This window comes from Alloacidobacterium dinghuense (genome assembly GCF_014274465.1).
GTDB lineage: Bacteria > Acidobacteriota > Terriglobia > Terriglobales > Acidobacteriaceae > Alloacidobacterium > Alloacidobacterium dinghuense.
The window spans coordinates 2898215-2910909 of sequence record NZ_CP060394.1; the positions used below are offsets into that span (position 1 = coordinate 2898215).

At 61.2% G+C, this 12695-nt stretch carries 16 protein-coding genes; all 16 read left to right on the plus strand.

What is annotated here, in order from left to right; genetic code table 11:
• Nucleotides 1-7 precede the first annotated feature (7 nt).
• The 16 genes from H7849_RS11865 to H7849_RS11940 all read left to right on the plus strand — a co-directional run bounded on the left by H7849_RS11865 (nucleotide 8) and on the right by H7849_RS11940 (nucleotide 12692).
• Entirely contained in the window at nucleotides 8-688 is a 681-nt protein-coding gene (locus H7849_RS11865; RefSeq protein ID WP_186746750.1) for a DUF3486 family protein, read from the plus strand.
• Nucleotides 681-2144 carry a terminase large subunit domain-containing protein gene (locus H7849_RS11870; protein ID WP_186746751.1) on the plus strand — a complete coding sequence of 488 codons (1464 nt, stop codon included), beginning with the start codon at nucleotides 681-683 and terminating at the stop codon, nucleotides 2142-2144. The genes H7849_RS11865 and H7849_RS11870 overlap by 8 nt, the downstream gene beginning before the upstream one ends.
• Nucleotides 2144-3580, plus strand: coding sequence for a phage portal protein family protein (locus tag H7849_RS11875; protein ID WP_186746753.1), 1437 nt, complete (start codon nucleotides 2144-2146; stop codon nucleotides 3578-3580). The genes H7849_RS11870 and H7849_RS11875 overlap by 1 nt, the downstream gene beginning before the upstream one ends.
• Before the next feature lie 10 nt (nucleotides 3581-3590).
• Nucleotides 3591-4268 (plus strand): DNA-methyltransferase, encoded by a 678-nt coding sequence (locus tag H7849_RS27090; RefSeq protein ID WP_186746755.1) that lies wholly within the window; start codon nucleotides 3591-3593, stop codon nucleotides 4266-4268.
• Complete coding sequence (locus tag H7849_RS11885; RefSeq protein WP_186746757.1) at nucleotides 4265-5089, plus strand: phage head morphogenesis protein; 825 nt, start codon at nucleotides 4265-4267, stop codon at nucleotides 5087-5089. Before H7849_RS27090 ends, H7849_RS11885 begins: the two co-directional genes overlap by 4 nt.
• 74 nt (nucleotides 5090-5163) lie before the next feature.
• Nucleotides 5164-6486: a hypothetical protein gene (locus tag H7849_RS11890; RefSeq protein ID WP_186746759.1), complete on the plus strand. Its 1323-nt coding sequence runs from the start codon at nucleotides 5164-5166 to the stop codon at nucleotides 6484-6486.
• Between the two features lie 71 nt (nucleotides 6487-6557).
• Entirely contained in the window at nucleotides 6558-6959 is a 402-nt protein-coding gene (locus H7849_RS11895; protein WP_186746761.1) for a hypothetical protein, read from the plus strand.
• 114 nt (nucleotides 6960-7073) lie between these two features.
• Nucleotides 7074-8123, plus strand: coding sequence for a hypothetical protein (locus tag H7849_RS11900; RefSeq protein WP_186746763.1), 1050 nt, complete (start codon nucleotides 7074-7076; stop codon nucleotides 8121-8123).
• A gap of 75 nt (nucleotides 8124-8198) precedes the next feature.
• Nucleotides 8199-8390, plus strand: a complete 192-nt coding sequence (locus H7849_RS11905; protein ID WP_186746765.1) for a DUF7210 family protein — start codon at nucleotides 8199-8201, stop codon at nucleotides 8388-8390.
• Between the two features lie 32 nt (nucleotides 8391-8422).
• Nucleotides 8423-8884, plus strand: coding sequence for a DUF1320 domain-containing protein (locus H7849_RS11910; RefSeq protein WP_186746766.1), 462 nt, complete (start codon nucleotides 8423-8425; stop codon nucleotides 8882-8884).
• A 2-nt stretch (nucleotides 8885-8886) separates the two neighbouring features.
• Nucleotides 8887-9561: a phage virion morphogenesis family protein gene (locus H7849_RS11915; protein ID WP_186746768.1), complete on the plus strand. Its 675-nt coding sequence runs from the start codon at nucleotides 8887-8889 to the stop codon at nucleotides 9559-9561.
• Nucleotides 9558-10067: a hypothetical protein gene (locus H7849_RS11920; protein ID WP_186746770.1), complete on the plus strand. Its 510-nt coding sequence runs from the start codon at nucleotides 9558-9560 to the stop codon at nucleotides 10065-10067. Before H7849_RS11915 ends, H7849_RS11920 begins: the two co-directional genes overlap by 4 nt.
• The gene (locus H7849_RS11925; RefSeq protein ID WP_186746772.1) at nucleotides 10064-10363 is read left to right on the plus strand and encodes a hypothetical protein; all 300 of its coding nucleotides are present in this window, start codon (nucleotides 10064-10066) and stop codon (nucleotides 10361-10363) included. Before H7849_RS11920 ends, H7849_RS11925 begins: the two co-directional genes overlap by 4 nt.
• On the plus strand, nucleotides 10364-11380 hold the full coding sequence (locus H7849_RS11930; RefSeq protein ID WP_186746774.1) for a phage tail tube protein: 1017 nt from the start codon (nucleotides 10364-10366) through the stop codon (nucleotides 11378-11380). It abuts the gene before it with no gap.
• Nucleotides 11381-11559: 179 nt separating this feature from the next.
• Entirely contained in the window at nucleotides 11560-12294 is a 735-nt protein-coding gene (locus H7849_RS11935; protein ID WP_186746775.1) for a hypothetical protein, read from the plus strand.
• Entirely contained in the window at nucleotides 12291-12692 is a 402-nt protein-coding gene (locus H7849_RS11940; protein WP_186746777.1) for a hypothetical protein, read from the plus strand. Before H7849_RS11935 ends, H7849_RS11940 begins: the two co-directional genes overlap by 4 nt.
• Nucleotides 12693-12695 lie beyond the last annotated feature (3 nt).

Below are 12695 nucleotides of genomic sequence, written 5' to 3' on the forward strand. Positions count from 1 at the left end.
GAGCCGCATGGCGAGACCAAAGACGGGCGAACGGCGGCGCGCGCGGCAACCACTGAAGATTGACCGCCTGCCCATCGAAGTACGCGACAAGATTCAGGCGCTGCGCAGCAAGGGCAAGACGTGGCAGGAGATCGAAGAGCTGTCCGCGCTGCCCGTCGACAAAGGCGGCTTCGTAGCCTGGGATGCGCTTCCAACTCCCGTCCTCGAACTCTTTCCCGATCTGCGTCTGCCGCATACGAATCTGCATCGCTGGTACGATCTGCGCGTCGAGCAGGTGCAGGCGGAAGTGCTCAACCGCGCGCAGCAGGCGCGCAAAATCGCTGAGGCATTCGCCGCTGCGGATCTCGAAAACTCGAATGATGCGGTGATGAATGCCGCGCGGGATATCATCTTCGGCCTTATGGAGCGCGCCGATGATGGCTCGCGCATGTATGCCTCGAAGGCTCTGCTTGCGCTCGCTGAGGTTGTCCAGGAAGCGCGCAAGAACGATATCCGTGAACGCCAGGTGGCTGTTGATGAGCGCAAGCTGAAGGCTCTCGAAGCCCGCGAAGAATTGACGCGGCGCAAGCTCGAAGCGGAAACGGAGAAGGCGGCCAAGAAACTTTCGAAGGGGCAGCTCACTCCGGAGGATCTCGGGCGATTGGCCGAGCGCACGTTTGGCCTCAAGCCGGTGGCCACGCATGGCTAGTGTTGCCGCGCTTCCCGCAGCGATGCCGCTGCGCCAGTATCAGGTCCGCTGGATCCAGGACGACTCGCGCTTCAAGATCGCGGTCAAATCTGCGCGTATTGGTTTTTCGTTTGGCACCGGCCTCGAAGCCGTGCTCGATTGTCTGCATACGCCGAACGCGACATGGACGGTGCTGAGCGCCTCGAAGGCGCAGTCGGTCGAGTTCATCGAGACGTGCCATCGGCACATCGAGCTGATGTTCGGAACGGCCGAACTCTACCGCGATGAAGACTGGTATGACGAGCTGGGCAAGATCGAGGCCATTCAGCAGCGCATCACGTTCCCGGATGGATCGCGCCTCATTGCGCTCCCCGCAAACCCGCGCACGGCGCGCGGCTATCCCGGCAACGCGATCCTCGATGAGTTTGCGCATCACGAAGACAGCTATGCAATCTGGGCGGCGATCACGCGTCAGGTAGCGCTCGGACACAAGGTCCGCGTGCTCTCGACTCCGAATGGCGAGCAGGGCAAGTTCTACGATCTCTGCAAAGAGCTGGGCCTGACGGACGGCGAGCCGGAGCACAACTTCGCTGTCGTCAAGGGCTGGTCGATCCATTGGATCGACGTGAACATGGCGGTCGCAGACGGCTGCCCGATCGACATGCAGGAGATGCGCGACCTGATTAAAGACGACGACATCGTCAATCAGGAGTTCTATTGCATCTTCCTGAAGGCCGGCGGTTCATGGCTGCCGCTCGATCTCATCCAGCAGGCCGAAGACCAGGGCGCGACGCTCGAATGGCCCGGCGGGTATTCTCCGCGCGGCTCGCTCTTCGGCGGCATCGACGTAGGCCGCATTGGCGATCGCACTTCGTTCTGGCTCAAAGAGAAGATCGGCGACGTGCTCTGGACGCGCATGGTGCTCGCTCTCAGCAAGGTGCCATTTCAGAAGCAGGCGGAGATCCTCGAACCATACGTGAAGATGACGCTGCGCACGGCGATCGACTCCACCGGCATGGGCATTGCTCTCTATGATCTGCTCAATGTGAACAACAGCGGCCGCGTGATGGGCGTCAACTTCGCCGGATCCAGCCGCGTGCGCGACGAGCAAAAGAAAAGGCATCCGGCAACAAGCGGAGTCGCTGATGGCTCCGTGCGCATGAAGACTGATCTCGCGGTGAAGATCAAGCGGTCGCATGAAGGCTTGCGCGAGCGTATCCCTTACGATCTGCAAATCCGCGCCGAGCTGCAGGCGATCAAGCGCATTCCCACGGCGACTGGCGTCACCTTCGACGCGCCGAGGATCGAGCTGGAAACGGGCGTCGCCGGCGGGAAAAAGCAGAAGTCCTACGCGCACGCCGATCACTTCTGGGCGCATGCGCTGGCAACCTATGCCGCTGAGTCGGATGTCTGCGCGCTCGGCATACAGCTTCCGCAGACGCCCACTTCCTACTCAAGACTAGGAGGCTACCTCTGATGGCCGATGACACCATTCCGCCGCTGCCGCCGAAGGGCGAGATCGTTTCGCAGCAGGCTCTGTACGACACGCAGATCTCGCTCTACCGCAACTCGCTCGCCTTCGGCGGCATGCGCGATCCCAGCACGAACTGGGCGACGATGGTCTACAACCATCCGCAGGCGATGCTGCTCTATCGCGAGCTGGAGGACAAGGACGAAGACGTTGCCAATGCGCTCGACAGCCTGCGGCTGAGCGTGCTGGAGCGCGATCCCAGCGTGACGCCTGGAGACGATTCGCAGCTCGCGCTCGACGCCGCCAACTTCATCCAGGACCAGCTGACGCAACTCGACTTTCATTCCGTGCTCGATTGCATCCTGGACGCGCCTGGTTATGGCTTCAGCGTGCAGGAGATGGTCTTCGATACGAGCATGGGGCAGGCGTCGATCGCGGAAATCAACGATTGCCCGCAGGAGCTTTTCCTTTTCGGAGACCGCTATCAGCCTCAGATCGGGCAGCTGCAATTTCTTTCGCAGCCGTGGGCTTCAACCGGGCAGCCGGTTCCTGAAGAGAAGTTCATCGTCTTCACCTATCGCAAGCGTTCGCGCAACCGCATGGGGCGGCCGCTGCTCAAGTCCGTCTTCTGGCCGAGCTGGTTCAAGCGCAACATTCAACGCCTCTGGATGCAGTATGCGGAGAAAGGACCGGGCACCGCAGTCGTCTTCTACAACGACCCTGACAACGTAGCGGAGCGGCAGCAGGCTGTCGAGATCGCCCAGGCTATTGCCGACAACGTTGCGATCGCGGTGCCGCAGAGCTTCAAGTACGACCAGGAGCTGCTGAAGATCGCGCGCTCGCAGGACCCCGCGGTGTATGAACATTTCTTCCAGGCGATGCAATATTCCATCGCGCGGAAGATCCTCGGCGAAACGCTCACCAGCTTCGGCAATGAAGGCGGAACGGGTTCGAGAGCGCAAGGTCAGACGCATGCGGACACCCTGGAGCAACGCACGATCGAGCTGTGCTTCGCGACTGCATCTGTCATCAACAAACAGTTCGTGCGCCCGTTGACGCTCTGGAACTTCGGTCCGGCTGCGCCCATGCCGAAGTGGGGATTCGATATCGGCGAAGAAGAAGACCAGGCAAAACGCCTCGTCGTGGATTCAGGGCTGCAGAAGATGGGCAAGCAATTCACGGCCGGTTATGTGTCCAAGCGCTATGACGTGCCGTTAGCCGTGGGCGAAGAAGCGGATTCCGTGCTGGTTCCGAACGCCGCAGCGCCGCAGGTGAATCTCAACGACAACAGCGACAACGACGCATCGTTCGCCGAGAACAAGAAGGAGCTGCAGGAGTTCGACAAGCTCTTCGAGCAGTTGAAGGAAAGCGCCGATCCGCTGCTCGCAGAACGCACGCGCCACCTTGTATCGGCGGCTCATCCAGTCCAACAAAACGAGTGAAAAGGAGACAATGAAGCCTTACTACGAACGCGACGGAATCGTTCTGTTTAATGCTGACAGTCGCGAACTGCTGCCGGGCCTGAAAGCAGACCTGGTATGCACAGACCCACCATACGGGATCGGCGTCGCAAGGCGCAGCTGGAACGGTGGACGAGGTAAAAAGCACTGCAGGTCCGGCATGATGCGAGGCAGAAAGCCGGTGCAGTGTAGGGATTATGGCGATTATGACTGGGATGACGCGCCACCATCACGATGGGTTTTTGATTTGCTGCGAGAGAATTCACGCTGGCAGATCATTTTCGGCGGGAACTATTTTCCGCTTCCGCCATCGCGCTGCTGGCTCGTTTGGGACAAGGACAATGGCGGAAACCAATTCGCCGATTGCGAGCTGGCCTGGACGAATTTTGAAAAGCCAGTGCGCAAGCTGAGATGGCGCTGGAACGGATTTCTTCAAGAGGACATGAAGAACAAAGAGGAACGAGTACATCGCGCGCAAAAGCCCTTGGAGGTGATGCGCTGGTGTATCCAGCATGCTCCGGAGGAATGCGGGACGATTCTCGACCCCTTCGCAGGCTCAGGAACAACGCTGCTGGCAGCGCGCACGCTCGGGCGTAAGGCCATCGGCATTGAGCGCGAAGAGGCATTCTGCGAGACGGCCGCGAAGCGGCTGGAGCTGGCAGTAGCGTGAAAATCACCATCCACCACGGCGTCACGCGCGATAACGCATTTGTTCCGCGCATGGGCGAGCTGCTTGCACGCAAGCTCGCCAGCGCCGATATGCTCGGCCGCCTGCAGATCGTGCGCCATGCTTACGCGAAGACGAAAAAGCAATTGCCCTTGAGCGCTGCTGGATCGCATGTGAAGTTCGACGAAGGCGACGTGGATCTCGGCATCGGCTTCGACGTGGGCGGCAACGACGCGGCCGATTACGTCTCGCGGCTTACTCCTGTCACCAAGCAGGTCTTCGACGGTCTCACCTCGCAGTACCGCAAAGATGCGTTCACTCTCGCAGCCACGAGCGACGTGCGCCTGGTGCAGAAGGTGCAAGCCGCGCTCGCGGACATCGCCAGCAAGGGCGGCACGGCCAGCGATTTCCGCGCAGCAGCGAATAAGATCGCCGACGACGCCGGTGTCACTGAGCTGAACGCGTTCACGCTCGACACCGCATATAACACCGCGATGCAGAAGGCATACAGCTCCGGACGCCTGGTGCAGATGCGCGAGCCGCACATGATGGAAGCACTGCCGTTCTGGCAGTATTGGACGGTCGGCGATCTGCGCGTGCGGCCTGAACATGCGGTGCTCGACGGCTTCTGCGCGCATGCCATTGACCCGGTGTGGCTGAAGATTTATCCTCCATCTGGATTCAACTGCCGCTGTTCAGTTGTGCCGATCCCCGCCGAGGAAGCACCGAAGGACAGCGACCAGGGCGGACTGGAACGCTTGCCAGCATTGGCGATGGTGCTGGTTCCGCAGCAAGGATTCACGTCGCTCCTCCACGCAATATAAGTATTTCTTCCGCATTTACCGCGTGATCCGCGCGTGCCGCACGATGCTCTGATTCCGCGCTTTACATTCGTTTCGTGGCCGAACTCACGAAGACAGTCGACGGCAACCCGCTTCCTGCAAGCAAGTTCGCTTATGTGGGCGATGCGCAGAATATCGCCACATGGCATCTGCCGATCGATAAAGACCACATCGAGTCCGCGCTGAAGATGTTCGGGCATGAGAAGCATGTGCCGGAAGGCGCGATGACAGCGACGGCGAAGAAGATCGCGGCCGCCGCAAAAGACGCGGGCCTCGACACGAAGAACTTCACGGACACCTACCTCAAGACTTCCGAGCATGGTGAAGCGCAGTCTCCCTGGATTGAAATCTTCCGCGCCGGCGATTACCGTGCCCAGGGCAAGAGCGTCATCACGCGCAGCGACCTGGAGCGAGTGATTCGCAATTACGATCCGACCTACCACGAAGCGCCGGTGTGCGTTGGGCACCCCAAAGACAACCTGCCCGCGTATGGCTGGATTGATCGTCTCGCGCTCGATGGCGACGTGCTGCTCGCCAGGGAAAAGCAGGTAGATCCCAAATTCAATGAGGCCCGCCAGGCTGGGCGTTATAAGAAGCGATCTGCCGCGTTTTACCAGGACGCTGCAGGCAATGTCGCCGGGCTGCGGCATGTCGCATATCTCGGCGCGCAGCCGCCCGAAGTGAAGGGTCTTCAGGACGTGCAATTCAACGACAGTGGCCGGACGTTCATCGTCTTCGGCGAGGAGGAATCTGTGGCAGACGAAAAAACTATGGAGGAGCGCCTGAAGGCGTTCTTCTCTGAGCTGTTCGGCAGAAAGACGGAAGGCGCAACCTTCAGCGAGGCCGATGTGAAGCGCATTGCCGGCGAAGCCGTTACGGCCGCCACGCAGCCGCTCACGACGAAGATCACGCAGCTTGAAACCGATCTCAAGAGCCAGGGCACGGCTTTCTCCGAGCGCGAGCAGAAGATCGCGGGCGCGGAAGTCGCGCAGCGCGGCGTCGATGCGATCACCCGCCTGAAGTCTGCGGGCAAGTGGATTCCGGCTTACGAGAAGATGGGCCTCGGCCTGGTCTTCGGCGAGCTGGCGAAGACATCCGCGACTGTCGAGTTTGGCGAGGGCGATGCGAAGAAGCAGGTTGCGCCGCTGCAGCTGCTGGTCGAGTTTCTGGAGGGCTTGCCGAAGATTGTGCCCGGTGGCACGAACTTTACTGGCGTGACCGTGGTTGCAGGCGGGAAGGGCGCAGGCGATCCGCTTACGGATGCGGCCCGCGCGCGGCAGAAGGAAAAGAACATCACCTTCTCCGAGGCGCTTGACCAGGTTGCGCAGGAGAATCCGGAGCTGACCAGGCCGGGCGCTGCCGCTGCAGGCGCTGTCTAGCGCCCCGCAGCAAATCTTGCCGGTGACACGTCCGCCGGCTAACGAAGTCTCGAACGCGAGGAGCTGAAGCGATGACGAACATCAATGTCGAACTGAAAGGCCCGAAGGGGCCGCAGATCAAAGAGAGCCTGCTGCCCACGGCGCTGCCGACGGCGCGTGGCCTGGCTGTGACCTACGGCTCGGATGCATACCACTGCGCGATTGCAGGGGTGGCCGGCGAGGCCATCTCCGGCATCGTCGAGGAAGATGCGGTTTCCCTGCTGCTTCCTGTTGCTGTGGTCCAGCACGGGCAGACGGTGGCGCAGATCGGCGCGGCAGTTACGGCTGGGCAGTTGCTGGCGACGAACGCGACCGGCCAGCTGATTCCGGCCGTGAGCACCAACACGATCGTGGCCCGCGCGCTGGAGAGCGGCACGAACGCAGGCGACTTCATCTGCGTGCTGGTGGTGGATGGGGGCGCGGTTCATCCCTAGTTGATCTGGGGCGCGAAAGCACGGACGCAACGGGTACAGCTACCTAAATCCGCCGAGTCCGCTGCAATTAACGCTCCGTAAGTTTTAACCCCGCGAGGGCAGGAGGAACGATAGATGGGTGCATTTGTACCTACAATGCCGGCCGGAACACTGAACGTTGCGCTCAGCAACTTCGCCAAAGAGTTCCGCAACAATGCCCTGGTGGGCGAGCGGTTTGCGCCGCGCGTTCCCGTGGCGCGTCAGAGCTACCAGTACGTGATCTGGAATCGCGACAACATGCGCGTGCCCGGATCGACGCTGCGTGCGCCTGGTGACAAACCCGGAAGCGTGCGGCGCGATTACTCGACTGCGCCGTACATGTGCCAATCGCATGCGCTCGATGGCTCGGTCCCGTTCGAGTCGGAAGCATACGGTCTCGGCCTGGGCTTCTCCACCAAGAAGCAGCTCACGCAGCAATTGATCGACGTCATCAATCTCGATCGCGAAGTTCGCATCGCGAACCTGTTGCTGAATACCACCAACTTTCCGAACGGGGTCACGCTCTCGGGCACGTCGATGTGGGACGCTTATCCGTCCACGCCTGAGACGGGCACGGACGGCTCGCATCCGATCGTTGTCGTAGATGCCTACAAGGCGATTCTGCGGCAGGCCGGCATCCAGGACTCGCAGATGTGCCTGCTGCTGAGCGATCCGGTGTTCGTGAAGCTGCGCAACCACCCGGACCTGATCGACCGCTTCAAGTTCACCAACCCGCAGGGAGCGATCAGTCTCAATCAGCTCAGCTCGGCCTTCGGTGTCGAGGTGATCGTGGCCAGCGCCATCCAGCTCGACAAGGGCAACAACGCCAGCTGGGTGTGGGGCAACAACGCGCTGCTCGCATACACGCAGGCCGCGCCCACAATGGACGACGTATCGTGCGCCAAGACCTTTGTCTGGGCGGGCGGCAACGACGGCCAGGGTGGCACGATTCCTGGTCCGATGAACACGGTCGATGGTTACGGCGTGCTGGAGTGGATCGATCCGCACCAGTCGGCCAAGAAGTACTGGGCCTCGGTGGACTGGTACTACGGCCTGCAGGTGACCGCAGTCGAGACGGCGATCCCGATCCTCAACGCAGTGGCCGCGCCGACGATGGGCGCGATCCCGAGCGACGTAGAAGGATAACGCCAAGCGAATAACCTGGGCGCGCTTTGACTGAGGCGCGCCTTTTTCATAGGCACAGCAAACGGGAGGAACGACATGGCGAAGGCCAAGGCAGCAGATCAATCGACGAAGAAGTACCGCGTGAAGCAGCCGCTCCGTCACAACCTGAAGCACTATGGCGCTGGCAGCATCGTTGAGCTGTCCGCAGATGAGGCGAAGACGCTGATCGAACGCGGCGTGGTCGCGAAGAACGCAGCCGACGTCGAGGCAGAAGCAAAGGCCGAGTAATCGGCCTCGCCGCCTGTTGATACCGGAGAGCTATGGCATACGCGGTACAATCCGATCTCGTTCCCCTGCGCCTTACGCAGAAGGACGTGACCGAGCTGACCGTCGACGTTCCCAGCGGGAACCCGGCGACCGACGCAGCCACGACCGCATCCCTCGTATCGGCCGTGCTCGAAGAGGCGTCTGGACGCGTAGACAGCTACTGCCGCGCTAGGTATGTCACGCCGCTGCAGCAGAGCGACGATGTGAAGTCCTTGACGCTCGACATCGCTGTGTATCTGCTCTTCAGCCGCCGGCGCGAGACGCGCATCACCGATACGGTGCAGCAGCGTTTCAACCAGGCGATCGCGTTCCTGAAAGACATCGCGACCGCCAAGGCATCGCTCGATCAGCCTGCGACTTCGCAGACGCCACAGACTTCAATCGCCGGTCCGGAGATCTCCGAAAAGGACTGCCGCCTGCGCTTCAGAGACCACAACCTCGAAGGGTTCGTCTAACCGTGACCACCGCAGTCATCCAGGTCGACAGCAGCAGGGCGCTCGTGGCGCTGGGACGATTCCGTCTCTCGCTGCAGGAAAACGAGGAGCTGATGCGCGAACTGGGCGCGGCGCAGCTCGTGTCGATCCGTCGAACCTTCCGCGAACAAGGCTCGCCGGCTGGATCGTGGGTTCCACTCTCTCCGAATACGATCAAGCGCAATCCTCGAAAGTATGGCGATGGGCACAAGCTGCTCATCGACAAAGGCACGCTGCTCAACTCGATCACCTATCGCGTGCAGACCGGAGCGGTCGTCATCGGCACATCGCTCAAGTATGCCGCTGTGCATCAGTTCGGGTCGCGCGATCGAAGCGTTGCCATCGGTCCGCAGACGGAAGCGGAATCGAAGGCAACGGTGGACGTGAAGGCCGGCAGCTATTACCGGCAGGCGGGCGAGCTGGGCACGGGGAAGATGAAGAAGTCCGACAAGAGCGGCGTTCTGCGCTCGACGCGCATGAAGATCCTCGGGCCGCGCAATGCATCGCTGGTGAATGCGCGGGCGCACACGCGCCACCAGAACATTCCGCCACGGCCTTACCTGGTCTTTCGTCCTGAAGATCCTGGGCGGCTGCGCGGCATCGTGACACGTTTCGTCGCGAAGAAGAAGGCTGAAGCCGGGCTGGGAGGCAAAGCATGAGCGGCTTGCCTACAAAGTTTCAGGTCGCCGATGTCGAGGCCGCGCTGCTGACGCTCTTGCAGGGCAGCAATGTCTCCACGGCTTATGGCGCGGCCATCGATGTGGATTCCATCGGAGACAAAGACTTTCTCGACGATGGCACGCTGACTCTGCAGCCACCGTCGATTCGCATCCGTTTCAGCGGCGCGGATTACAACAATCTGCGCGATAACCAGCGCCTCTCTTACGAAGCATCCATGCTGTTCGAGGTGATGTGCTTCGAGGAATCCCTGCGCAGTAAGGCTGACGAGCGCCTGCAGACGTTGCAGCTCGTCCAGGTCATTCAGGACCAGCTCGCCGGCGCGCGGCTTGCCCTGGTCGACGGCTCCAGCTCCGCGCCGATTGAACTGCGCGCGGTCACGCCGATCGTCACTGACCAGGGACCAATCGACCAACTGTTTTCCATCACGATCGCGATCCGAGGGATCGCGCAATACAGCGGAGCCAACGCGAGGTTTGGACAATGAGCACCACTCAAAAATCTGATTTCGTCGATATCGAGCTGACGCCGGCGGCCGCCGAGCTGAAGCAGGTGCGCGTGGCCAACGGCCACTTAAATTACGTCTTCACGCCCGGCAAGCCGGTGCGCGTGCTTACCAGCGAGTGGTCGCGCGTGCTCTCGAAAGAGCAGCACCAGGGCCAGGCGATCTTCCAGGTCTCGACCGGAACGACGAGCGCCACGAGCGCGGCTGACCAGATCAAAACGCTGCAGGCCGAGGAAGCGGTACTCGAACAGGAAATTGCCCAGGAAGGGAGCAACTAAATGCCCGGACCATACAATTTTGAAGCACAGCCAAGTTGGCTACGAAACCTCGTGCTCGCCGCCGCCAAGCAGCCGGCATGGGGAACCGGCCTTACCACCTCGCTCACGCAGCGCCAGCGCTTCGACGGCGCGACGGTGCTGGAGCGCTCGATCAGCCGCCGCTCGGACAAGGACTACGCCGGCAAGGGCACTTCGTTTGCGACCAACGGCCAGATCACCACGCATGACACCAAGCTCGACGGCTTCAAGGCGGAGCTGAGTGATTGGCTCGTTGGCTACATCTTTGCCTTCCTTATGGGCAAGGAGACCGTGACGGGCACGGGCGCGCCCTACACGCACACCTTCACCTTCGACGAATCGACCCGCACGGCTGTGGCGACCAGCATCTACGTCGAAGACACGAACGATGTGCATTACACCTGCCCGGACATGTGCATCAACGATCTGACGCTCACGATCAGCGAGATCGGCGCGATCATGGCCGAGATGTCGATGATGGGCACGGGCCTGCAAACGATGGGATCGATCGCGACATTGCCGAATTCGGGCACCGATACGTACCTGCTCGGCTCGGATGCGGCGCTCTCCTTCGGCCCGGTTGGCAGCCCGGCCTCATTCATCGGGCGGCACATGAAGACGACGCTGAAGCTGGACAACCAGCTCACGGTCCACAAGGCTCCAGGAGGCGGACTATACGGCATCTTCGTGCGCAAGGGCGATCCGAAGTTCTCGATCGCGACGACGATCGCGGCCAAGCCTACAGACGACGTCTACACGCTGTTTACCAATGACACGCCCTCGGCATTCACCCTGAATGTGAATTCCGGAGCGGCAGCGCAGCTCAATATCTCGATCCCGCAGACGCACCTGAAGACTACGAAGCTCGGCCTCGACGGCGACATGGTGGTCTGGGAGATCGAAGGGGATGAGACGACCTGCTACCAGGCTGCGGGCGTTCCACCTATCACGATTCAGGCCATCAACAGCGTCGCAGCGTATCTGACGCCGGGTACATAGTTTTTCCCAGGGGGAGCGCTTCAGCCAGAAGCGCGCCCTCATTTTTCAGCAGTACTTGCGGCCCCACTCCGCCGCAAGAGAGGGCAGCACCACTTCGCAGCCTTCAGGCAATACAGGGTCCTTCACCCTTGTAATTCCGAGCACTAAATATTCCATTTTCTATTTCGAAAGAAGGACTCATGGCTGCAATTGAACTTACCGCACCGCGCATCATCGTGATCGAAGACGATCGCCGCAGACAATACCAATTCACCGTTGCCCGCATTGCGAAAAAGCAGTGGCTGCGCTACTTCGAGGGCATCGTCTCGACCTCGGAGAATCAGGACGGCAAGCGTCTCGACAGTTTTGATTCATCGGCCGCTCGCCTGGAGCTGGCCGAGCAAGTCCTGGCCGACGCCAAGGGATACAAGTCCGAAAAGCCCGTGACCGAGATCGCCGGATGGCAGAAGCTGTTGCCTCTCTCGCATCGGCTGGGCGTGGCGAACGCGCTCATCGATGTGAGGCGCTCGGACAAGGCGGGCGACGATGACGAGCCGATCAGGTTGGGCGACGAATCGATCACCCTGGACGCCGTGTGGGGCGCGGACGAGTCCGGCGTCATGCGCAAGTATCACGGCTTGCGCCACAACTTCCAGACGCCATCCGCTGAGCACCAGAGGCGATTCTCGCGCGACGCCAGCCGCTCGGTGATCGTAGGAGGCTCGCGCAGCGGCAAAACGCGCTGGCTGGGCGCTCAGGCCACGCTCATCGAGCTTTACGATGAGCTGATTCAAAGCGTGGATGGCTACACCGTGAGCGGCGCGATGCCGGATCGCGCGGCGATTGTCGAGTACATGGATGCCTACCATAAGGTCGCTGCTGCCGATCAGCTGTTCTCGCCGGCGGCTCCAAAACTCAGCGAAGAGGAGCAATGATCGATGTCGCTCGCGATGCGGAAGGCGTGCGCAAGGCCCTCGAAGAAATCTTCGAAGAGGACTTCGTGCGCGCCCGCATCGATCGCGAATCAGCCGGGGCCACGCCCGAAACCAAGGAGCGCATGCAGCGGCAGATTCCCCGGCGCACGCTGTCGCCCGGCTACTACCGCGTCGCCGAATACCTGCTCGCCATTGATGCCGAGCGACGCGCGGGCATCGTCTTCAGCCTTCGCGATCTCTGCTGCTGGGAGGTCGATGGCCTGGTTGCGCTTGACCGCGCGCGCGGCGCGTATGAGTCGCGGCATCCTGCATGCTCGGCATGCGGAGCGAGGCAGGACACGCGCTTCAATCGCGAGTGCTCGAACTGTGGCGTCAAATTCCGCACCAGGAAAAAGTGAAGC

Coding starts and splice junctions, on each gene's coding strand:
- H7849_RS11865 (WP_186746750.1), top strand. CDS start 8: ATGGCGAGACCAAAGACGGGCGAACGGCGGCGCGCGCGGCAACCACTG.
- H7849_RS11870 (WP_186746751.1), top strand. CDS start 681: ATGGCTAGTGTTGCCGCGCTTCCCGCAGCGATGCCGCTGCGCCAGTAT.
- H7849_RS11875 (WP_186746753.1), top strand. CDS start 2,144: ATGGCCGATGACACCATTCCGCCGCTGCCGCCGAAGGGCGAGATCGTT.
- H7849_RS27090 (WP_186746755.1), top strand. CDS start 3,591: ATGAAGCCTTACTACGAACGCGACGGAATCGTTCTGTTTAATGCTGAC.
- H7849_RS11895 (WP_186746761.1), top strand. CDS start 6,558: ATGACGAACATCAATGTCGAACTGAAAGGCCCGAAGGGGCCGCAGATC.
- H7849_RS11900 (WP_186746763.1), top strand. CDS start 7,074: ATGGGTGCATTTGTACCTACAATGCCGGCCGGAACACTGAACGTTGCG.
- H7849_RS11905 (WP_186746765.1), top strand. CDS start 8,199: ATGGCGAAGGCCAAGGCAGCAGATCAATCGACGAAGAAGTACCGCGTG.
- H7849_RS11910 (WP_186746766.1), top strand. CDS start 8,423: ATGGCATACGCGGTACAATCCGATCTCGTTCCCCTGCGCCTTACGCAG.
- H7849_RS11920 (WP_186746770.1), top strand. CDS start 9,558: ATGAGCGGCTTGCCTACAAAGTTTCAGGTCGCCGATGTCGAGGCCGCG.
- H7849_RS11925 (WP_186746772.1), top strand. CDS start 10,064: ATGAGCACCACTCAAAAATCTGATTTCGTCGATATCGAGCTGACGCCG.
- H7849_RS11930 (WP_186746774.1), top strand. CDS start 10,364: ATGCCCGGACCATACAATTTTGAAGCACAGCCAAGTTGGCTACGAAAC.
- H7849_RS11935 (WP_186746775.1), top strand. CDS start 11,560: ATGGCTGCAATTGAACTTACCGCACCGCGCATCATCGTGATCGAAGAC.
- H7849_RS11940 (WP_186746777.1), top strand. CDS start 12,291: ATGATCGATGTCGCTCGCGATGCGGAAGGCGTGCGCAAGGCCCTCGAA.